Annotated in this window: 22 protein-coding genes; 6 read left to right on the top strand and 16 right to left on the bottom strand. The window is 62.8% G+C overall.

Annotation, left to right across the window (positions count from 1 at the left end; all coding sequences use genetic code 11):
* Positions 1–7: 7 nt before the first annotated feature.
* From hemW to J3P91_RS25815, 8 genes are all read right to left on the bottom strand, one after another.
* A complete protein-coding gene (gene hemW, locus J3P91_RS25850) occupies positions 8–1,207 on the bottom strand; it encodes a radical SAM family heme chaperone HemW (RefSeq protein ID WP_434602120.1) in 1,200 nt (399 codons plus the stop codon).
* Positions 1,204–1,800, bottom strand: coding sequence for an RdgB/HAM1 family non-canonical purine NTP pyrophosphatase (gene rdgB, locus J3P91_RS25845; protein WP_186612071.1), 597 nt, complete (start codon positions 1,798–1,800; stop codon positions 1,204–1,206). Before rdgB ends, hemW begins: the two co-directional genes overlap by 4 nt.
* Positions 1,797–2,231 (bottom strand): DUF4426 domain-containing protein, encoded by a 435-nt coding sequence (locus J3P91_RS25840; RefSeq protein ID WP_434602119.1) that lies wholly within the window; start codon positions 2,229–2,231, stop codon positions 1,797–1,799. The genes rdgB and J3P91_RS25840 overlap by 4 nt, the downstream gene beginning before the upstream one ends.
* Positions 2,232–2,257: 26 nt before the next feature.
* Positions 2,258–2,878 carry a methionine biosynthesis protein MetW gene (gene metW / locus J3P91_RS25835; protein ID WP_434602118.1) on the bottom strand — a complete coding sequence of 207 codons (621 nt, stop codon included), beginning with the start codon at positions 2,876–2,878 and terminating at the stop codon, positions 2,258–2,260.
* A gap of 7 nt (positions 2,879–2,885) precedes the next feature.
* Positions 2,886–4,025 carry a homoserine O-succinyltransferase MetX gene (gene metX, locus J3P91_RS25830; RefSeq protein ID WP_434571180.1) on the bottom strand — a complete coding sequence of 380 codons (1,140 nt, stop codon included), beginning with the start codon at positions 4,023–4,025 and terminating at the stop codon, positions 2,886–2,888.
* Between the two features lie 255 nt (positions 4,026–4,280).
* Entirely contained in the window at positions 4,281–4,871 is a 591-nt protein-coding gene (locus tag J3P91_RS25825; RefSeq protein ID WP_434571181.1) for a YggT family protein, read from the bottom strand.
* 10 nt (positions 4,872–4,881) lie between these two features.
* The gene (gene proC, locus J3P91_RS25820; protein WP_434571183.1) at positions 4,882–5,700 is read right to left on the bottom strand and encodes a pyrroline-5-carboxylate reductase; all 819 of its coding nucleotides are present in this window, start codon (positions 5,698–5,700) and stop codon (positions 4,882–4,884) included.
* 28 nt (positions 5,701–5,728) lie between these two features.
* Positions 5,729–6,421, bottom strand: coding sequence for a YggS family pyridoxal phosphate-dependent enzyme (locus tag J3P91_RS25815; protein ID WP_434602117.1), 693 nt, complete (start codon positions 6,419–6,421; stop codon positions 5,729–5,731).
* 55 nt (positions 6,422–6,476) lie between these two features.
* On the opposite strand from J3P91_RS25815, the gene J3P91_RS25810 reads away from it, so the two are divergent.
* Complete coding sequence (locus tag J3P91_RS25810; protein ID WP_434571187.1) at positions 6,477–7,511, top strand: type IV pilus twitching motility protein PilT; 1,035 nt, start codon at positions 6,477–6,479, stop codon at positions 7,509–7,511.
* Between the two features lie 147 nt (positions 7,512–7,658).
* Here J3P91_RS25810 and J3P91_RS25805 read toward each other — a convergent pair whose 3' ends face one another.
* Positions 7,659–8,270, bottom strand: a complete 612-nt coding sequence (locus tag J3P91_RS25805; RefSeq protein WP_434602116.1) for a C40 family peptidase — start codon at positions 8,268–8,270, stop codon at positions 7,659–7,661.
* A gap of 249 nt (positions 8,271–8,519) precedes the next feature.
* Here J3P91_RS25805 and J3P91_RS25800 point away from each other — a divergent pair, with 249 nt between their 5' ends.
* Positions 8,520–8,948, top strand: a complete 429-nt coding sequence (locus J3P91_RS25800) for an NINE protein (protein ID WP_434602115.1) — start codon at positions 8,520–8,522, stop codon at positions 8,946–8,948.
* A gap of 123 nt (positions 8,949–9,071) precedes the next feature.
* Here the strand turns inward: J3P91_RS25800 and J3P91_RS25795 are convergent, their stop codons facing one another.
* The 7 genes from J3P91_RS25795 to gshB form a co-directional block, all read right to left on the bottom strand.
* Positions 9,072–10,343 (bottom strand): dihydroorotase, encoded by a 1,272-nt coding sequence (locus tag J3P91_RS25795; RefSeq protein ID WP_434602114.1) that lies wholly within the window; start codon positions 10,341–10,343, stop codon positions 9,072–9,074.
* Positions 10,340–11,344, bottom strand: a complete 1,005-nt coding sequence (locus J3P91_RS25790; protein WP_003177495.1) for an aspartate carbamoyltransferase catalytic subunit — start codon at positions 11,342–11,344, stop codon at positions 10,340–10,342. The genes J3P91_RS25795 and J3P91_RS25790 overlap by 4 nt, the downstream gene beginning before the upstream one ends.
* 24 nt (positions 11,345–11,368) lie before the next feature.
* A complete protein-coding gene (gene pyrR / locus J3P91_RS25785; RefSeq protein ID WP_305498180.1) occupies positions 11,369–11,875 on the bottom strand; it encodes a bifunctional pyr operon transcriptional regulator/uracil phosphoribosyltransferase PyrR in 507 nt (168 codons plus the stop codon).
* A gap of 82 nt (positions 11,876–11,957) precedes the next feature.
* Complete coding sequence (gene ruvX, locus J3P91_RS25780; RefSeq protein WP_305498182.1) at positions 11,958–12,395, bottom strand: Holliday junction resolvase RuvX; 438 nt, start codon at positions 12,393–12,395, stop codon at positions 11,958–11,960.
* A complete protein-coding gene (locus J3P91_RS25775) occupies positions 12,395–12,964 on the bottom strand; it encodes a YqgE/AlgH family protein (RefSeq protein ID WP_305498183.1) in 570 nt (189 codons plus the stop codon). The genes ruvX and J3P91_RS25775 overlap by 1 nt, the downstream gene beginning before the upstream one ends.
* A 190-nt stretch (positions 12,965–13,154) precedes the next feature.
* Entirely contained in the window at positions 13,155–14,051 is an 897-nt protein-coding gene (locus J3P91_RS25770) for a TonB family protein (protein WP_434571196.1), read from the bottom strand.
* Between the two features lie 96 nt (positions 14,052–14,147).
* Positions 14,148–15,119, bottom strand: coding sequence for a glutathione synthase (gene gshB / locus J3P91_RS25765; RefSeq protein WP_434571198.1), 972 nt, complete (start codon positions 15,117–15,119; stop codon positions 14,148–14,150).
* Between the two features lie 224 nt (positions 15,120–15,343).
* Here gshB and J3P91_RS25760 point away from each other — a divergent pair, with 224 nt between their 5' ends.
* The 4 genes from J3P91_RS25760 (at position 15,344) to J3P91_RS25745 (ending at position 18,950) form a co-directional block, all read left to right on the top strand.
* Positions 15,344–15,772, top strand: coding sequence for a response regulator (locus J3P91_RS25760; RefSeq protein WP_434571200.1), 429 nt, complete (start codon positions 15,344–15,346; stop codon positions 15,770–15,772).
* Between the two features lie 48 nt (positions 15,773–15,820).
* Positions 15,821–16,186, top strand: a complete 366-nt coding sequence (pilH, locus tag J3P91_RS25755; protein ID WP_186612056.1) for a twitching motility response regulator PilH — start codon at positions 15,821–15,823, stop codon at positions 16,184–16,186.
* 10 nt (positions 16,187–16,196) lie between these two features.
* Positions 16,197–16,736 carry a chemotaxis protein CheW gene (locus tag J3P91_RS25750; protein ID WP_434571202.1) on the top strand — a complete coding sequence of 180 codons (540 nt, stop codon included), beginning with the start codon at positions 16,197–16,199 and terminating at the stop codon, positions 16,734–16,736.
* Positions 16,737–16,889: 153 nt separating this feature from the next.
* On the top strand, positions 16,890–18,950 hold the full coding sequence (locus tag J3P91_RS25745; protein WP_434602113.1) for a methyl-accepting chemotaxis protein: 2,061 nt from the start codon (positions 16,890–16,892) through the stop codon (positions 18,948–18,950).
* Positions 18,951–19,098: the final 148 nt, after the last annotated feature.

The raw sequence follows: 19,098 nt of genomic DNA, 5'->3' as shown, positions 1-19,098 counted from the left end.
GTTTTGATCAGCTCAGAAATTTTTGCAGCAGGTCGTTGAGAAACAGCTGTCCGCGCTCGGTCGCCGCCAGACGTGACGGTTCGACCTGTAACAACCCGCTTTGTTCGGCTTCGCGCCGGCCTTCGGCCAGGCTTTCCAGGGTCAGCCCGGTGCGCTGCGGATACAGCTGCGACGGTACGCCTTCGGTGAGGCGCAGCGCGTTCATCAGGAACTCGAAAGGCAGCTCTTCGTTGGCGAGGCTCTTTTCCCCGGCCAGGAAGCGCTTGGCCGGGTTGAGATAATCCTTCGGCAAGCGGGTCTTCCAGGTGCGTACGATGCTCCCGTCCGGATGGCTGAGCTTGCCGTGGGCACCGGCACCGATACCGATGAAGTCGCCGAAGCTCCAATAGTTGAGATTATGTCGCGCCGCCCGTCCGGGCTGGGCATAGGCCGAGACTTCGTACTGGGCGTAGCCATGCTCGGCGAGCAGCGCTTGCCCGGCTTCCTGGATGTCCCACAGCGTATCGTCTTCCGGCAAGGTCGGCGGCTGGTTCCAGAACACCGTGTTCGGCTCCAGCGTCAGTTGGTACCAGGACAGGTGGGTTGGCTTCAAGGCGATGGCCTGGCGCAGGTCGCTCAAAGCGTCGTCGAGAGACTGGTCGGGCAGGCCATGCATCAGGTCCAGGTTGAAGTTGTCGAAGCCGGCCTGGCGAGCCATACCGGCGGCGCGCACCGCCTCGTCACCGTTATGGATCCGCCCCAGGGCCTCAAGCTTGGCCTGTTGGAAACTCTGGATACCGATGGACAGGCGATTGATGCCCAACGCCCGGTAGGCGATGAATTTTTCCTGCTCGAACGTGCCGGGGTTGGCTTCCAGGGTGATTTCAATGTCGTGGGCGAACGCTATCCGCGCCTCGACACCCTTGAGCAATCGGCCCAGGGCCCGGGCGCTGAACAAGCTCGGGGTACCGCCACCAAAAAAGATCGAGCTCAACGGTCGACCATGAACCGCGTGCAGATCCTGGTCGAGGTCGGCCAGCAGAGCGTCGACATACTCCTCTTCCGGCAACTGCGGGCTGGCGGTGTGGGAGTTGAAATCGCAATACGGGCATTTGCGCACGCACCACGGGATGTGGATATACAGCGCCAGGGGCGGCAGCTCCGCTAGCGGGGCCCGGGGCGTTTGTACACCGCCATGAATCAGCGGTGCGGGAGCGTCGTCGATCATTGCAGGCCCAGGCGTTGACGCAGCAGGGCCATGGCGCGGGCGCGGTGGCTCAGTTGATTTTTCTCCACCGGCCCCAGCTCGGCGCTGGAACAGTTGCGCTCGGGTACCCAGAACAATGGGTCATAGCCAAAGCCGTGCTCGCCGCTGGCCTCGGTAAGGATGCGCCCGTGCCACAAGCCTTCGCAGAGGATCGGCAGCGGGTCGTCGGCGTGGCGCACCAGGGCCAGCACACAAACGAACTGTGCGCCGCGTTCGGCCTCGGGCACATCCTTGAGGGCTTCAAGCAGCTTGGCGTTGTTTGCCGCATCACCTTTGCCATCGGCGTAACGGGCCGAGTAGATGCCCGGCGCGCCGCCGAGGAAATCAACCGCCAGACCGGAGTCATCGGCCAGCGCCGGCAGCCCGGAAATGCGCGCGGCATTGCGGGCCTTGAGGATGGCATTCTCGACGAACGACAGGCCGGTTTCTTCCGGCTCGACCTGGCTGAATTCCCCGATCGAGCGCAGTTGCACCGATCCGCCGAGCATGGCCTGGAGTTCCTTGAGTTTGCCGGCGTTGTGGCTGGCCAGCACGAGTTGGGTGAGGTTCATCATTGGCCCGGGAACAGTTCCTGGTTGAAGTTGATGGTGTTGATCTTGTCGCCGGTCTGAACCTTGATCTCGAAAGTCCGGGTTTCCTGCTGGTCCACCGGATACTGGGCAATGTAATAGATCGCGCCTGGTTCAGTGACCTGGCGGAAGGTGAGGGTGACTGTCTTGCTGGTCAGGTCCTTCACCGTGCCGCTGACCTGGGCGATCAGTGGCTTGCCACCCTTGAGCACCGAGACATTGATCACGCCCTGGTTCTTGCTGCGGATCAGCTCGGCGGCCTTGGCGATGTCGGGTGTCAGGAAGGTGGAATTGAACGTGTTGTAGTGCACGGTCACGTCACCGAACACTTCCTTGCGCTCGGCCTTGATGACGTCGGCAGCCATGGTGCCCACGCTCAGGCAGGTGGTGATTAAGAACAACGCTAGACGCTTCATGTCGTGCTCCTGAAAAAGGCCGGTGCTCACACCGCGACCTTGTGGTCGGCGAGGCCCGGGCTGCTGACCCGATAGATGCCTATTTCACCTAACAGATTAGGCCATAGCTTGCTGGCCCACCCGTGGCGGTGCTGCTGGTCCACCGCCAGGCGATCGATGACCTTGGCCTTGCGTTCGCGGCACAGTTCTTCGAAATCCTCGAAGGTGCAGAAATGGATGTTCGGCGTGTTGTACCAGGTGTACGGCAGGAATTCCGAGACCGGCATCCGCCCCTTGCTCGCCAGGTACCAGCGGCAGCGCCAATGGCCGAAATTGGGGAAGGTGATGATGCACTGGCGGCCGACACGGAGCATTTCGTCGAGAATCCTGTCCGGATAATGCACGGCTTGCAGGGCCTGGGTCATGACCACGATGTCGAAGCTGTTGCTGGCGAAGTTGCCCAGGCCCTTGTCCAGGTCCTGCTCGATGACATTGATGCCCTTGGCCACGCACTCGGCGATGTTGTCCGGGTCGTTTTCCAGGCCGTAGCCGGTGACTTGCTTGTTGTCGCGCAGCCAGGTCAGCAGTTCGCCGTTGCCGCAGCCCAGGTCGAGCACGCGGCTGCCGGCGGGGATCCATTCCTGGATGATGTCCAGATCGGCTCTCATGGCGTCCTCACAGCGTAATACGGTTCATGTAGTTGCCGAACGCCTGCAGGTAACGCGGGATCGGAATCAGAAAGGCGTCGTGGCCCTGGGGCGCGTCGATTTCCAGGTAGCAGACGTCCTTGCGCGCGGCCATCAGCGCGTCCACCAGTTCCCGGGAGCGGGCCGGGGAGAAACGCCAGTCAGTGGTGAACGACATCACGCAGAACCTGGCGGTGGCGTTGGCGAAGGTTTTCGCCAGGTTATCGTCGAAGTTCGCCGCCGGATCGAAGTAGTCCAGCGCCTTGGTCATCAGCAGGTAGGTGTTGGCGTCGAAGCGCCCGGAGAACTCCTCGCCCTGGTAGCGCAGGTAACTTTCCACCTGGAACTCGACGCTGTGGAAATCGTAGTTGAGCTTCTCGCTCTTGAGCCCACGGCCGAATTTTTCGCCCATGGAATCGTCGGACAGGTAGGTGATGTGTCCGACCATCCGCGCCAGCATCAGCCCGCGCTTGGGAATCACGCCGTGCTCCTGGAACGAGCCGCCGTGGAATTCGGGGTCGGTGAGGATCGCCTGGCGCGCCACTTCGTTGAACGCGATGTTCTGGGCCGACAGCTTGGGCGCCGAGGCGATCGCCAGGCAGTGGCGCACGCGGTCCGGGTAGGTAATGGTCCATTGCAGCGCCTGCATGCCGCCGAGGCTGCCGCCGATCACCGCCGCCCATTGTGCGATACCGAGGCGGTCGGCCAGGCGTGCCTGGCTGTGGACCCAGTCTTCCACGGTCAGCACCGGGAAATCGGCGCCGAACGGCTTACCGGTGTCCGGGTTGAGACTGCTGGGACCGGTGGAGCCGTTGCAACCACCGAGGTTGTTCAGGCTGACCACGAAGAACTTGTTCGTGTCGATGGGCTTGCCGGGGCCGATGCAACTGTCCCACCAGCCTGGCTTGCGGTCGTCGACGCTGTGGTAGCCGGCGGCGTGGTGGTGCCCCGACAGGGCGTGGCAGATTAGCACGGCATTGCTCGCCGTGGCATTGAGGGTGCCATAGGTTTCGTAGATCAGGTCATAGGCTGGCAACGAACGACCGCAGGCCAGGGCCAGGGGCTCGCTGAAATGCGCCATTTGCGGCGTCACCAGACCAACGGAATCGGGGGGAAAGGCAGCTGGCATCGACCCTGCTCTCGTTGAAATGAGGCGTAAGTCTAAAGACCGCTGGGGTTAGCGGCAAGCAAAGGGTGGGGTAGATTACCGCCGATTAATCCCGTGGCGAAGGCGCTTGCTCTCGCTGGGCCGGGCTGGCGCTCCAGCGCGAAGCGGCCCTGAAACCTGCTGCCCGGGACTGTCTGGCAGACGGTGGCGCCTGGTTTGGGGCTGCTTCACGCAGCCCAGCGGGAGCAAGCTCCCTCGCCACGGATACGGTGCCAGTCAGATCAACACCCGCAAGATCTCCGGCATCATGGTCATTGCCGCCAGGTTGTTGATCACCAGCATGTCGATCAGCTTGATCACCATGAATGCCAGTATCGGCGAGATATCCAGGCCGCCGAGGTTCGGCACGATGCGGCGGAACGGCGCCAGGGCCGGCTCGCAGATCTGGTTCACCAGCTCGGCACCCGGGTTGTGGCTGCCCGGCGCGACCCAGGACAGGATCACACTGATGATCATGGCAAAGAAGAAGATGTTCAAAAACAGCGCGGCGACGCCAATGAGCGACCAGATCAGCAGTTGCAGCGGGTTGCCGGTGGTGCCGTAGGTCAGCAGCAGAGTCAGGGCCATCAGCGCCAGTTGCACGAGGATCGCCAGCACCAGCGACGACATGTCCAGGCCGAACAGGCTCGGGATGATCCGGCGCAGGGGCTTGAGCAGCGGTTGGGTCGCCTTGACGACGAACTGGCACAGCGGGTTGTAGAAGTTGGCGCGCACCAGTTGCAGCACGAAGCGCATCAGCACGATCAGCAGGTACAGGCTGCCGAGGGTTTGCAGGACGTAGACCGCTGCAGTGTTCAATCCAATCATGAATGGCTCCTTATTGGCCCAGTTGTTCGGCCATTTCGGCCGAGCGGTGCGCGGCGGCGCCGAGTGCTTTTTCCACCAGGGCTTCGAAGCCCCCGGCCTGGAAAGATTTGATGGCCGCTTCGGTGGTGCCGGCCGGCGAGGTCACGCGGCGACGCAATTCCGCTGCATCGACATCGCTGGACACCGCCATGTGAGCGGCGCCGAGAGCAGTCTGCAAGGTCAGTTGGGCAGCGATCTCGCGGCTCAGACCGAGTTTTTCTCCGGCGGCGGTCATGGCTTCGATCAGCAGGAAAAAATACGCCGGGCCCGAGCCGGAGACAGCGGTGACCGCGTCCAGTTGCTGCTCGGTGTCCAGCCACAGCGCCAGGCCCACGGCTGACAGCAGCTGTTCAGCCTGCTGGCGTTGCTCGGCGCTCACCTGTGCGGTGGCGAACAGGCCGCTGACGCCCTGGCGCAGCAGTGCCGGGGTGTTGGGCATGCAGCGCACGATCGGCTGGGCGCCGAGCCAGTTATTCATGCTGGCGCAGGTAATGCCGGCGGCGATCGACACCACCAATTGATGAGGCTTGAGATGCGGGCGAAGTGCCTCGCACACGGACTTCATTGCTTGCGGCTTGACGGCCAGCACGATGACGTCCACACCCTCGATGGCCTGGGCGTTGTCGGCGAAGGTTTCGACGCCGTGCTCGGCGCTCACCCGCTTGCGGGTCTCTTCACCCGGATCGCTGGCGCGGATCATGGATGCGTCCAGGCCCTTGGCCCGCAGGCCGCCGATCAGGCTGGCGGCCATGTTGCCGGCGCCGATGAAGGCAATACGCGTGTTACTCATGACAGGTCCTTATAAAGAGATAAGTGAGTCAGCTGGGCGCTTGGCCGTAGTCACGCGCCCCAAACAGCGCTGTGCCGATGCGCACCCAGGTGGCGCCTTGGGCAATGGCGGATTCAAGGTCATGGCTCATGCCCATGGACAACGTGTCCAGCGGCAGGTCCAGGCTGGCTTGCAGCTGTTGAACGGTTGCGAAGGCCGCGTCCTGTTCGGCGCGATCCTCGGTTGGTTCGGGAATCGCCATCAACCCACGCAGTTTGAGGCGCGGCAGCGTGCTGATGGCATTGGCGAGGGCGGGCAGGTCCGCTGGCGTGCAGCCGGACTTGCTGGCTTCACCGCTGACGTTGACCTGGATGCAGATGTTCAGCGGCGGCAGGTCGGCCGGGCGCTGCTCGGACAGGCGTTGGGCAATTTTCAGGCGATCCACGGAGTGCACCCAGTCGAAATGTTCGGCGATAGCGCGCGTCTTGTTCGATTGAATGGGGCCGATGAAGTGCCAGATCAAGGGCAGGTCGGTCAGTTCGGCCTGCTTGCCCAGCGCTTCCTGCAGGTAGTTCTCGCCGAAGTCCCGCAGGCCTGCGGCGTGGGCTTCGCGCAGGGCCTGGGCCGGCTTGGTCTTGCTCACCGCCAGCAGCTGGACGCTGTGTCCTGAGCGCTGGGCGGCCTGCTCCGCGGCATGGATGCGCGATCTAACCTGAGCAATGTTGTCTGCTATGGTGGTCATAAAGAGAGGCCAGCGGTCTGAGGTTCGCGGCATTCTACTGGAATTGAGGAGCGCTATGGATATCACTGAATTGCTGGCGTTCAGCGCCAAACAGGGGGCGTCGGACCTGCACCTGTCCGCCGGGCTGCCGCCGATGATCCGCGTGGACGGCGATGTAAGGCGGATCAACCTGCCGGCGCTGGACCACAAGCAGGTTCATGAACTGATCTACGACATCATGAACGACCGCCAACGAGTGGATTACGAGAAGTTTCTGGAAACCGATTTTTCCTTCGATGTACCCGGCGTGGCGCGATTTCGGGTCAATGCCTTCAACCAGAATCGGGGCGCGGGGGCAGTGTTCCGGACTATTCCCTCAAAAGTCCTGACCATGGAAGACCTGGGGATGGGCGAGGTGTTTCGCAAGATCACCGAGGTTCCTCGCGGGCTGGTGCTGGTAACCGGGCCGACCGGCTCGGGCAAGTCCACCACCCTGGCGGCCATGATCGACTATCTGAACAGCCACAAGCACCATCACATCCTCACCATCGAAGACCCCATCGAATTCGTGCATGAACCGCGCAAGTGTCTGATCAACCAGCGTGAAGTGCATCGCGATACCCAGGGTTTCTCCACGGCGCTGCGTTCGGCCCTGCGGGAAGACCCGGACGTGATCCTGGTGGGGGAGATGCGCGACCTGGAGACGATTCGCCTGGCGCTGACCGCCGCCGAAACCGGGCACCTGGTGTTCGGCACGCTGCATACCACGTCGGCGGCCAAGACCATTGACCGGGTAGTGGACGTGTTTCCTGGCGACGAGAAGTCGATGGTCCGCTCGATGCTGTCGGAGTCGCTTCAGGCGGTGATTTCCCAGACGCTGGTCAAGAAGATTGGCGGCGGCCGCATCGCGGCGCACGAGATCATGCTGGGCACTTCGGCGATCCGCAACCTGATCCGCGAAGACAAGATCGCGCAGATGTATTCATCGATCCAGACCGGCGGCTCGCTGGGGATGCAGACGCTGGACATGTGCCTGAAGGATCTGGTGAGCAAGGGCCTGATCAGCCGCGAGCACGCGCGCGAGCGGGCGCGTACGCCGGATAATTTTTAGAGAAGTGGTGCTTTTGCAGGCCTCATCGCGAGCAAGCTCGCTCCCACACTTGATCTTCAGTGACCACAGAAATTGTGTTCGCCGCAAATCAAATGTGGGAGCGAGCTTGCTCGCGATGGGGGCCTCAGCTAGAGCAAAAATGCTGGATCAACGCTGAACGACCCGCATCGCCCCCGGCTCTTTCGGCAGCACGCGCTTGGCAACCACGTAATGGGTGTCCCAGTACGGCTTGTTCAGGGTGTCGATGGTCACCGACTTGCCTCGGCGCGGGGCGTGGATGAAGCGGTCGTTGCCCAGGTAGATGGCCACGTGGTTGACCCGACGGCTCTTGAGCTTGAAGAAAATCAGGTCGCCGGGCTTGAGGTCCTTGCGCTCGACTTTCTCGCCATGGCCGGCAGCCATCGCATTGGAGGTACGCGGCAGGTCGAACGTGGCGTCATTGAACGCGTATTTCACCAGACCACTGCAATCGAAACCTTTACTTGGGCTGCTGCCGCCCCAACGGTAAGGTGTGCCCAGTACATTCACGGCGCGGCTCAGCACATTGCTGGTGGTCTTGGTCGCCATGGGCGGCACCAGCCGGCTGTGAGCGTTACCCACACGCTGGACGCTTTGCCTGTTTTTGCTCGTTGGAGCAGAAACGTGGGATTTGGGCGTATAGCCGTTCATGTTCGGAAGACGTTGCTCACGGTTGGTGGCGTGGGCGGCCAGTGGCAATAATAGGCAAATGGTCAGCCATGTCTTGAAAAATGGACGCATTAGGCAGGGCTCATAAAGGTTAGCGCGCAACTTTATAACAGCTTTTTTCGCCTTTCCGAGGCCGTTTGTCGATCCGGAACCCAGCGTGAACGCCGCATAATTGCGACAATTTGACCCGATTGTCCGACAAGGTCCCCGTAATCCGGGCGTTTCCCCGACGCGAGTCGCTCATGACCGCTTGTCGGCGAGACATGTAAAAGTCACAAAAGATCCGAACAAATTTTTCTATCGAGGCAAAAGAGGCCATTCATGAACAGCTATCAGCAGGGCGCAATCCGCGATACCCACAGCAAAGTCATCGGGTATCTGCTGTGGATTCTCGGTTTTACCGGCGCCCACCGTTTCTATTACGGCAAGCCGGTCACCGGCACGATCTGGTTCTTCACCTTCGGGCTGCTGGGTATCGGTTGGTTGATCGACCTGTTCCTGATTCCGGCCATGGACCGCGAAGCCGACCTGCGCTTCACCCCGGGGCCGATCGAGTACAGCGTGGCGTGGATTCTGCTGACGTTTCTCGGCGTGTTGGGCGTGCACCGCATGTACCAAGGGAAGTGGCTCAGCGGGATTATCTACCTGCTGACTGGCGGGGTGTTTTTCCTTGGGGTGCTGTATGACTTCTGGACGCTGAACGATCAGGTCTCGATTCGTAATGCGCAGAAGCGTGGGGCTTTCCATTAAGACCGAGTCGCCTGCATCGCGAGCAAGCTCGCTCCCACATTGGCTCGGAGGTGTTCACATATCCTGTGTTCACCGAAGATCCCCTGTGGGAGCGAGCTTGCTCGCGATAGGCGCGACGCGGTATCAGGCCTGGTGGGTAATCCGCCCATCCATCAAGGTGTAGCGCACCACGCCCGGCAGGCTGTGGCCGAGGAATGGGCAATTGTCGCCCTTGGAACGCCAGGCTTCGCCGGCTACGGTGGAGGCGGCCGGGTCGAACAGCACCAGGTCCGCCGACGCGCCCACCGCCAGTTTCCCGGCTGGCAGTTGCAGCGCCTGGGCCGGGCCGGCGCTCAGGCGTGCGAGCAGAGTCGGCAGATCCAGCAAACCGTCTTCCACCAGCGTCAAGGCCAGCGGCAGCAGCAGTTCAACGCTGCTGATGCCCGGCTCGGTGGCGCCGAACGGTGCCAGCTTGGCATCGCGTTCGTGGGGTTGGTGATGGCTGGAAATGGCCGAGATCACCCCGGACTTCACCGCCTCGCGCAGGCCATCGCGGTCGGCGCGGGTGCGCAGCGGCGGCTGGACGTGATAGACGCTGTTGAAATCGATCAGCGCTTCATCAGTCAGTATCAGCTGATACAGCGCCACATCGGCGGTCACCGGCAAGCCTCGGGCCTGGGCCTGGGCGATCAGCGCGGCGCCACGGGCACTGGTCAGTTGGCTGAAGTGCGCGCGTACACCGCTCTGCTCGACCAACAGCAGGTCCCGGGCCAGGGCCACGGTCTCGGCGGTTTCCGGGATGCCCGGCAAGCCGAGGAAACTGGCGGTCGGGCCTTCATGGGCCAGGCCACCTTCGGCCAGGTCATGGTCCTGGGAGTTGAAGATCACCGTCAGGCCGAAAGTCGCCGCGTATTCGAGGGCGCGGCACAGGGTCCGGGTATTGCGGAAACTGTTGAGGCCGTTGCCGAACGCCACGCAACCGGCGTCACGCAGGGCGATGAGTTCGGCCAGTTGTTCGCCTTCCAGACCTTTGCTCAGTGCGCCAATTGGGAAGACCTTGGTATTGCCGGCCTCGCGGGCGCGGTCGAGGATCAGCTCGGCCACGGCCGAGGTGTCCAGCACCGGCTTGGTCTGCGGCGGGCAGCACAGGCTGGTCACGCCACCAGCGGCGGCGGCGCGGGTTTCGCTGACGATGCTGCCTTTGCGGCTGTAGCCCGGCTCGCGCAGGGCAACGTTCAGGTCCACCAGGCCGGGCGCGGCCACCAGGCCTTGGGCGTCGAGGACCTCGGTCGCCACGAAGCCTGTCGGTGCGGCGCCGAGGGCGACGATCTTGCAGGCATCGATATGAATGTCAGTCACTTGATCCAGGCCGCTGGCCGGATCGATCACGCGTGCGCCGAGAATGCTGAGCTTCACTGGGCGTTCTCCTGGTCGAATTGGCGCTGGGCCGTTTGCCCGCTCATGGCCATGGACAGCACGGCCATGCGGATGGCGATGCCGTAGGTCACCTGGTTGAGGATCACCGAGTGCGGCCCGTCGGCCACCGCCGACTCGATCTCCACGCCGCGATTGATCGGCCCCGGGTGCATGACGATGGCGTCCGGCTTGGCGCCGGCCAGGCGCGCGGTGGTCAGGCCGAACAGGCGGTAGAACTCGCCTTCGCTGGGCAACAGGCCGCCAGTCATGCGCTCGCGTTGCAGGCGCAGCATGATCACCACGTCCACATCCTTCAGGCCTTCGGTCATGTCGGTGTAGACCTTCACGCCGTATTGCTCGACGCCGATGGGCAGCAGGGTTTTCGGTGCGATCACGCGGATGTCCGGACAGCCGAGGGTCTTGAGCGCGAGCATGTTCGAGCGGGCTACCCGCGAGTGCAGGATGTCGCCGACGATGGCCACCGACAGGTTCTCGAAGCTGCCCTTGTGCCGACGGATGGTCAGCATGTCCAGCATGCCCTGGGTCGGATGAGCGTGACGGCCGTCGCCACCGTTGATGATCGCCACTTGCGGGCACACGTGCTCGGCAATGAAATGCGCCGCGCCGGAGTCGCCGTGGCGCACGACGAACATGTCGGCGGCCATGGCTTCGAGGTTGCGCAGCGTGTCGAGCAGGGTTTCGCCCTTGCTCGCCGAGGATGTCGACACGTTCAGGGTGATCACGTCCGCCGACAGCCGCTGGGCCGCCAGTTCGAAGGTGGTGCGGGTGCGGGTGGAGTTTTCGAAGAACACGTTGCACACGGTCTTGCCGCGCAGCAACGGGACTTTTTTCACCGCCCGGGCGCCGACTTCGAGGAACGAGTCGGCGGTGTCGAGGATTTCTGTCAGCAGCTCGCGGCGCAGGCCGTCGAGGGACAGGAAGTGCCGCAGCTGGCCCTGATCGTTGAGCTGCAGCGGGCGCTTGGTTTCGAGAGGCGTCATCGCGATGGACTCTGGCAAGGGCAGTTAAAGGGCGAGGTCTTGCAGTTCGAGTTGCAGCGGCGCCGGGCCGGAAAGCTTGACCCGTTCATGGGCCGCCAGCGCCAGCGTCGCGCCGACCACGTTAGGGCGGATCGGCAGTTCGGCGGCGTCCAGGTCGAGCAGGCAGACGAGCGTAACGCTGGCCGGGCGACCGTAGTCGAACAACTCATTCATGGCAGCGCGGATGGTCCGCCCGCTCATCAGCACGTCGTCGATCAGCACCAGGTGCTGGCCTTCGATCTCGAACGGCAGCGCCGAAGGGCGCACTTGCGGGTGCAGGCCGTTCTGGCTGAAGTCGTCGCGGTAGAAGGACACGTCCAGGGTGCCCAGCGGCGAGTCGCTGCCCAGTTCATCGAGCAAGGCCTGGGCAACCCAGACGCCGCCGGTGCGAATGCCGATGTAGCGCGGTTCGCTGATGCCACGTTGTTCCAGGTGCGCCGTGAGACGGATCGCCATCTGGCTGATCAGTTCGGCAGGATTGGGCAGGCTCATGCTGGCTCCTTCAGGTTTGCGGGTCGGTGCTCATGACTCGGCTTGTCGCTAGAAGAAAGCGCCTTGGCGGCGCTTTCAAAAATCAGGTTTCGAACAGGGCGGCGTTGGCATCAAGCCAGCCTTGCAGCAGCAGGGCGGCGGCGATGGCGTCCACCGGGTTGTCGCGGTAACTGCCTTTCTGCCCGCCGCGCATCAGGCGCTCGCCCTTGGCCTCGAAGGTGGTCAGGCGTTCGTCATGGGTATAGAAGGGCAGATTGAAGCGGCCATTGAGCCGGCGAGCGAATTTTTCCGCGCGCAGGCACATGTCGCTGGGCGTGCCGTCCATGTTCAATGGCAGGCCGACCACCACGGCGTCGGGTTTCCATTCCTTGATCAGCGCTTCGACCTGGTTCCAGTCCGGAACGCCGTTCTGCGCTTTTAATGTGCACAGCTCGCGGGCCTGGCCGGTAATGACCTGGCCGACCGCGACGCCGATCTGTTTGGTGCCGTAATCAAAGCCCAGCAGCAGGCGCAGGGCCATCAGGCGTGGCCCGCCTGGCTGGTAAGCAGGCCCAGGTTCACGCCCAATCGGCTGGCCGCCGCTTCCAGGCGCAACTCGCTGCTGGTGTTGAACAGGATGTCGGCATCGAACGGGCACGTCAGCCAGGCGTTGTCGGCCAGCTCGGCTTCCAGCTGCCCGGGTTCCCAACCGGCATAGCCCAGGGCGATCAGGCTCTTTTCCGGGCCGACGCCGTCGGCGATGGCAAATAGCACGTCCTGGGAAGTGGACAGCGACACGCCGTTCAGATCAACGGTGGCCTGGAATTTGGGACCCGACGGATGGAGCACGAAACCGCGATCGGTCTGCACCGGGCCGCCGATGAAAATCGGTACGTGCTGACACAGGAGTGGCGGCTCGACCTCGGGACGCAGTTGCTCAAGGATATCCGCCAGGTTCAGCTCCTGCGGGCGGTTTACCACCAATCCCATGGCCCCATTGGCCGTGTGCTCGACGATGTAGGTCAAGGTATGGGCAAAGTTCGGATCGGCCATGTGCGGCATGGCAATCAGGAAATGATGCTTGAGGTAGGTGGGGCTGACGTTTTTCATAGGCGCTAGTGTGGCGGCGCATGGCCGAACTGACAAGCCGGGGATGTGCTGCAAATGGTCCGGCGCACGCAAATTCCCTTGTGGGAGCGAGCCTGCTCGCGATGCGGTGTACCAGCCGCCATCCATGCCGAGTGACCAATGGCTTTCGCGAGCAGGCTCGCTCCCACAGGGTATTGTTACTGCCTGAAGATCAGTTACTGGACAGCCGATCACCCCGGGCAAATTTCCAGGTGCGGATGATTTCCAGGCGGTCGATGTCCGACAGGTCCCCAGTGAACGGCGCGAACGGCGCGGCCAGGCGCACGATCCGTTGGGCGGCCTGGTCCAGCAGCGGCTGGCCGGAGGACTCAAGCACCAGCACTTCATACAGCGAGCCGTCGCGGTTGATCGAAACCATCAGCCGCAAATTGCCGTAGATCTGTTTGCGCCGGGCTTCCTCGGGGTAGTTCAGGTTGCCGATACGCTCGACCTTCTTGCGCCATTCATCCTTGTACCAGGCACCCTTGTCGCGCATGGTCGACGCGGCGCTCAGGCGGTGGATGCGCGGGCGCTTGGCGTACAGCTGCTGTTCCTGGGCCAGTTCGGCCTCCAGGCTGGCGATGTCGCTGGACAGCTGGGAGCTGTCGAAGGTCGGTTCCGGCGCCTTGGGCTTGGGATCGGGCTTGACCTCTTCCTTGACCGGGGCCTTTTTCGGTTTCGGCGCGGTAGTGGTCACGGCGGCCTTGGGCGCGGTTTCCTGAACTTCCGGCTTGGCGGCCGGCGGTGGGGTGATCTTCTGGACCTTGTTGTCCTGGAACGGCGCGATTTCGGTCGTCTTGGGAATCGCTTTCTTCTCCAGGGTGCCGCTGCCCTGCTGGTTTTCCTGAGCAAGGAAATCGGCCTTCTGGGGCTTGGTTTCGCTCTTGAAGGTCGCCAGGGTGATCTCCAGGGTCTGGCTGATCTGCTTGGGTTCGACCGTGGCAAACCCGACGCCCAGCAGCACCGCCAGGTGGATCAGTGCCGCCAGGAACAGCGTAAAACCGAGGCGATCAGCCGGGCGCACGCCACGATGGGCGAGCTCTTGGGGCAGATCGGACGGGAGTGTCATGACAAAAAAACCAACATCGCGGGTTTCACAGGCCGGGCATGATAACGCAATGTTGGTTTTTAGCTTCAAGCCTCAAGCTGCAAGCGACAAGCTGCATCAGACTTGCCGCTTGTGGCTTGCCGCTTGCAACTGCTTCTCGATGGCATCCATCAGCATCCCGCCGATGTCGGTGCCAAAGGCATTGTCGATCTCGCGGATGCAGGTCGGGCTGGTGACGTTGATCTCCGTCAGGTGCTCGCCGATCACGTCCAGGCCGACGAACAGCAGGCCTTTCTCGCGTAGCGTCGGGCCGACCTGGGCGGCGATCCAGCGGTCCTTGTCGGTCAACGGGCGGGCTTCGCCACGGCCGCCAGCCGCCAGGTTGCCACGGGTTTCACCGGCCGCCGGGATGCGGGCCAGGCAATAGTCCACCGGCTCGCCGTCGATCATCAGGATGCGCTTGTCGCCGTCGACGATGGCCGGCAGGTAACCCTGGATCATGATCTGCTGCTTGCCATGCAAGGTCAGGGTTTCGAGGATCACCGACAGGTTCGGATGGCCGGCGGTGTGACGGAAGATCGACGAGCCGCCCATGCCGTCCAGCGGCTTGAGGATCACATCGCCGTGGTGATCGGCGAATTCGCGCAGCACGTCCGGGCGACGGCTGACGATGGTCGGCGGCGTGCACTGCGGGAACAGCGTGGCGAACAGCTTCTCGTTGCAGTCGCGCAGGCTCTGGGGCTTGTTGACCACCAGCACACCGGCGCTTTCGGCCTGCTCCAGCAGGTAGGTGGAGTAGACGAACTCCATGTCGAACGGCGGATCCTTGCGCATCAGGATCACGTCCAGGTCGCTCAGCAGCGCGTCGCTTTCCGCGCCCAGTTCGAACCACTTCTCAGGGTTGGCGAAGACCTTCAGCGGCTTCATTCGCGCGCGCGCCTGGCCCTCGGCCTGGTAAAGGTCGCGCTGTTCCATGTAGAACAGCTCCCAGCCGCGCTTCTGAGCGGCCAGCAGCATGGCCAGCGAGCTATCCTTCTTATAGGAAATGCTGGCGATTGGGTCCATGACAATGCCGACGCGTACGCTCATGGCTTGGTTCCTCGAAAATGGGGTGGGCACGAATGGCTTGAAAAAGTGGCGTCAGAGTGGCGCCCCGAAGTTTGGCGGTCAAGGAAAAACCGCCGTGCCGAGCGGCTGATAGATCGGCGATGGAGACTGTGCTAAAAAGGCTGCCATGTGACGTGCGGGCCTTGAACATCAAGGGTTTGCGCTGTCGATCACACTTACGCGTTAAAAACCGGTTTGCAGTGGCAATGGCAGAGCATCTCACGCAGCAGCAACCCAGCGCCTTGAAGGTCATGGTCATCGACGACTCGAAGACCATCCGCCGCACCGCCGAGACCTTGCTGCGCAACGTTGGCTGCGAGGTCATCACGGCGGTCGATGGTTTTGACGCCATGGCCAAGATCGTCGACCACCATCCGGGCATCATCTTTGTCGACATCATGATGCCGCGCCTGGACGGTTACCAGACCTGTGCCCTGATCAAGAACAACAGCGCCTTCAAGGCGACGCCGGTGATCATGCTGTCGTCCCGCGACGGTCTGTTCGACAAGGCCAAGGGGCGCATCGTCGGCTCCGATCAGTTTCTGACCAAGCCTTTCAGCAAGGAAGAATTGCTGGGCGCGATACAGGCCCATGTCCCGGGTTTTGCCGCTGTCCAGCCGCACCAGGCACATTAATGACGCTCGGCCTTCGGCCTGGGGTCTACAGAAGAAATGGGGAACACCATGGCACGAGTTCTGATCGTCGATGATTCGCCGACCGAAATGTACAAATTGACCGGCATGCTGGAAAAGCACGGCCATCAGGTCTTGAAAGCCGAGAATGGCGCCGACGGCGTGGCCCTGGCCCGCCAGGAAAAGCCCGACGCGGTGCTGATGGACATCGTCATGCCCGGCCTCAACGGGTTCCAGGCCACGCGCCAGCTGACCAAGGACCCGGACACGGGGCATATCCCGGTCATCATCATTACCACCAAGGACCAGGAAACCGACAAGGTCTGGGGGACCCGCCAAGGGGCGAAGGACTACCTGACCAAACCGGTAGACGAAGAAACCCTGATCGCGACCTTGAACAAAGTACTGGCGGGTTGAACGCGCGGCCATGAGCCACTCCCTGACCGCATTCGAACTGTTGCTTCAGATCGATCGGCGCTGTCGGCTGCTGGGCGCGGACCTGCCGTCCCAGCCAACCCATCGCGACAGCTGGAGCGGGATCGGTTTTCGCCTCGGCGAGCATTGGTACGTGGCGCCCATGGGCGAGGTCAGCGAAGTGCTGCACGAGCCGCGCTACACGTCGTTGCCCGGGGTCAAGCCATGGGTTCGCGGAGTGGCTAACCTGCGCGGGCGTTTATTGCCGCTGATGGACCTGTGCGGTTTTTTCGGTCACGAGCTGTCCAGTGTGCGCAAGCAGCGGCGGGTGCTGGTGGTCGATAACGAAGAAGTCTTCGCCGGCTTGCTGGTGGACGAAGTCCTCGGGCTGCAGCATTTCGCCCAGGGCAGCCTGGAACCGGTTTTGCCTGGCTACCTCGATGGCCCGGAATCGGCCTTCGTCCAGGGCCGTTTTCCTGGCGATCGGCAGTGGCAGGTGTTCAGCCCGTTTGCCGTGACGCGTTCGCCAGGGTTCATGAATGTGGCGGTTTGACAGGCCGCAGCGCGGCCTCTGTGGGAGCGAGCTTGCTCGCGAAGGCGCCAGTACAGTCAACATTTATGCAAGCTGTACCGCCGCTATCGCGAGCAAGCTCGCTCCCACATTGGAATGGCAGTGGTTTGAGGTTTTGGGGACAGGCGAGTACCGATGATCAAAGCAAAAACAGGCAAGCCTCTGGAAGCGTCGCGCAGTCGGTCGCAGATCATCGTGCTGTTCGTCGCGCTGATTGTCCTCATCATGCTGTTATTCGCCAATTTCGCGTACCTCAACACCCAGTCCACCTATGACAAACAGTACATCGGCCACGCCGGTGAGCTGCGGGTGCTGTCCCAGCGCATTGCCAAGAACGCCACCGAAGCCGCGGCCGGCAAGGCCGCCGCGTTCAAGTTGCTGAGTGATGCGCGCAACGATTTCGCCCAGCGCTGGGGTTACCTGAAGCAGGGTGACCCGGTGACCGGCCTGCCCCCGGCGCCCGCCACCCTGCGCCCGCAGATGCGCGCGGTACAGCTGGACTGGGAGCGCCTGCTGAAGAACACCGATGCGATTCTTTCCAGTGAGCAGACCGTCCTGTCGCTGCACCAGGTGGCGGCAACCCTCGCCGAAACCGTGCCGCAACTGCAGGTCGAATACGAAAAAGTTGTCGAAATCCTCTTGCAGCGAGGCGCCCCGGCCTCACAGGTGGCCATGGCCCAGCGCCAGTCACTGCTGGCCGAGCGTATTCTCGGCGCGGTGAATACCGTATTGGCCGGCGACGAGAACGCCAGCCAGGCTGCCGACACCTTCGGCCGTGACGCCGTGCGTTTTGGCCAGGTGCTCAATGGCATGCTGCAAGGCGACCCGACCTTGAAGATCCCCCAGGTCCAGGATCGTGACGCCCGGGCGCGCCTGACGGAAATCAGCGAGTTGTTCGAATTCGTCTCGGGGTCGGTGGACGAAATCCTCGAGACCTCACCGGAGCTGTTCAAAGTCCGCGAGTCGGCGGGCAACATCTTCAACCTGTCGCAGACCCTGCTCGACGAAGCCTCTCACCTGGCCACCGCTTTCGAGAACCTCGCCGGCGGTCGTTCCGTCAACAGCATCGGCGGGTATGTGCTGGGCCTGCTGGCACTGATGTCGATCATCCTCATCGGCCTGGTGATGGTGCGTGAAACCAACCGCCAATTGCGCGAAACCGCGGAAAAGAACGAGCGCAACCAGAACGCGATCATGCGCCTGCTGGACGAAATCGAGGACCTGGCCGATGGCGACCTGACCGTCACCGCCTCGGTTACCGAGGACTTCACCGGGACCATCGCCGATTCCATCAACTATTCGGTGGACCAATTGCGCGATCTGGTGGCGACCATCAACCTCACGGCCGGCCAGGTGGCCGCCGCCGTGCAGGAAACCCAGGCCACGGCGATGCACCTGGCCCAGGCGTCGGAACACCAGGCCCAGCAAATTTCCGAAGCTTCGACTTCAATCAATGAAATGGCCCAGTCCATCGACCAGGTATCGGCCAATGCGGCCGAGTCGTCGGCGGTGGCCGAGCGCTCCGTGGAAATCGCCAACAAGGGCAACGAGGTGGTGCACAACACCATTCATGGCATGGACAACATTCGCGAGCAGATCCAGGACACCGCCAAGCGCATCAAGCGCCTGGGTGAGTCGTCACAGGAAATCGGCGACATTGTCAGCCTGATCGACGACATCGCCGACCAGACCAACATCCTTGCGCTCAACGCGGCGATCCAGGCCTCCATGGCGGGCGATGCCGGCCGGGGGTTTGCGGTGGTGGCCGACGAAGTGCAGCGCTTGGCCGAGCGCTCCTCGGCGGCCACCCGGCAGATCGAGACGCTGGTGCGGGCGATCCAGGCCGACACCAACGAAGCGGTGATCTCCATGGAGCAGACCACCACCGAGGTGGTGCGCGGTGCCCGACTGGCCCAGGATGCCGGCGTCGCCCTGGAGGAAATCGAGGGCGTTTCCAAGACCCTGGCGGCGCTGATCCAGAGCATCTCCAACGCGGCGCAGCAACAGACAACCTCGGCGGGACAGATTTCGCTGACCATGAACGTGATCCAGCAGATCACCAGCCAGACCTCGTCCGGCTCAACCGCCACGGCCGAGAGCATCGGCAACCTGGCAAAAATGGCCAGCCAACTGCGCCGCTCGGTGTCCGGGTTTACCTTGCCCGCGGCGCCTGTGGCGGATGAGGATAAGGTGTGATTGGGCTGCTGGGAGGATATGTCCCTGTGGCAAGGGCGCTTTTGTGGCGAGGGAGCTTGCTCCCGCTGGGGGGCGTAGCCGCCCCAAAGATTTTGTGAGCGCTGCGCACTCAAGCGGGAGCAAGCTCCCTCGCCACGGAGTCCTCGGC

It is taken from the genome of Pseudomonas sp. Z4-7, from assembly GCF_051131965.1.
Taxonomy (GTDB): Bacteria; Pseudomonadota; Gammaproteobacteria; order Pseudomonadales; family Pseudomonadaceae; genus Aquipseudomonas.
Note: the sequence above shows the minus strand (reverse complement) of the source record. Positions and strands in the feature narration are given on the sequence as shown.

Excerpts from the sequence above, each read along its gene's own strand:
- pilH (WP_186612056.1), top strand. The coding sequence starts at position 15,821 with ATGGCACGAGTTCTGATCGTCGATGATTCGCCGACCGAAATGTACAAA.
- J3P91_RS25750 (WP_434571202.1), top strand. The coding sequence starts at position 16,197 with ATGAGCCACTCCCTGACCGCATTCGAACTGTTGCTTCAGATCGATCGG.
- J3P91_RS25805 (WP_434602116.1), bottom strand. The coding sequence starts at position 8,270 with ATGCGTCCATTTTTCAAGACATGGCTGACCATTTGCCTATTATTGCCA.
- J3P91_RS25760 (WP_434571200.1), top strand. The coding sequence starts at position 15,344 with ATGGCAGAGCATCTCACGCAGCAGCAACCCAGCGCCTTGAAGGTCATG.
- J3P91_RS25770 (WP_434571196.1), bottom strand. The coding sequence starts at position 14,051 with ATGACACTCCCGTCCGATCTGCCCCAAGAGCTCGCCCATCGTGGCGTG.
- J3P91_RS25825 (WP_434571181.1), bottom strand. The coding sequence starts at position 4,871 with ATGATTGGATTGAACACTGCAGCGGTCTACGTCCTGCAAACCCTCGGC.
- pyrR (WP_305498180.1), bottom strand. The coding sequence starts at position 11,875 with ATGAGCCTGCCCAATCCTGCCGAACTGATCAGCCAGATGGCGATCCGT.
- metW (WP_434602118.1), bottom strand. The coding sequence starts at position 2,878 with ATGAGAGCCGATCTGGACATCATCCAGGAATGGATCCCCGCCGGCAGC.
- J3P91_RS25810 (WP_434571187.1), top strand. The coding sequence starts at position 6,477 with ATGGATATCACTGAATTGCTGGCGTTCAGCGCCAAACAGGGGGCGTCG.
- metX (WP_434571180.1), bottom strand. The coding sequence starts at position 4,025 with ATGCCAGCTGCCTTTCCCCCCGATTCCGTTGGTCTGGTGACGCCGCAA.
- J3P91_RS25775 (WP_305498183.1), bottom strand. The coding sequence starts at position 12,964 with ATGAAAAACGTCAGCCCCACCTACCTCAAGCATCATTTCCTGATTGCC.
- J3P91_RS25815 (WP_434602117.1), bottom strand. The coding sequence starts at position 6,421 with ATGACCACCATAGCAGACAACATTGCTCAGGTTAGATCGCGCATCCAT.
- rdgB (WP_186612071.1), bottom strand. The coding sequence starts at position 1,800 with ATGATGAACCTCACCCAACTCGTGCTGGCCAGCCACAACGCCGGCAAA.
- J3P91_RS25800 (WP_434602115.1), top strand. The coding sequence starts at position 8,520 with ATGAACAGCTATCAGCAGGGCGCAATCCGCGATACCCACAGCAAAGTC.
- J3P91_RS25745 (WP_434602113.1), top strand. The coding sequence starts at position 16,890 with ATGATCAAAGCAAAAACAGGCAAGCCTCTGGAAGCGTCGCGCAGTCGG.
- J3P91_RS25840 (WP_434602119.1), bottom strand. The coding sequence starts at position 2,231 with ATGAAGCGTCTAGCGTTGTTCTTAATCACCACCTGCCTGAGCGTGGGC.
- J3P91_RS25790 (WP_003177495.1), bottom strand. The coding sequence starts at position 11,344 with ATGACGCCTCTCGAAACCAAGCGCCCGCTGCAGCTCAACGATCAGGGC.
- hemW (WP_434602120.1), bottom strand. The coding sequence starts at position 1,207 with ATGATCGACGACGCTCCCGCACCGCTGATTCATGGCGGTGTACAAACG.
- proC (WP_434571183.1), bottom strand. The coding sequence starts at position 5,700 with ATGAGTAACACGCGTATTGCCTTCATCGGCGCCGGCAACATGGCCGCC.
- gshB (WP_434571198.1), bottom strand. The coding sequence starts at position 15,119 with ATGAGCGTACGCGTCGGCATTGTCATGGACCCAATCGCCAGCATTTCC.
- ruvX (WP_305498182.1), bottom strand. The coding sequence starts at position 12,395 with ATGGCCCTGCGCCTGCTGCTGGGCTTTGATTACGGCACCAAACAGATC.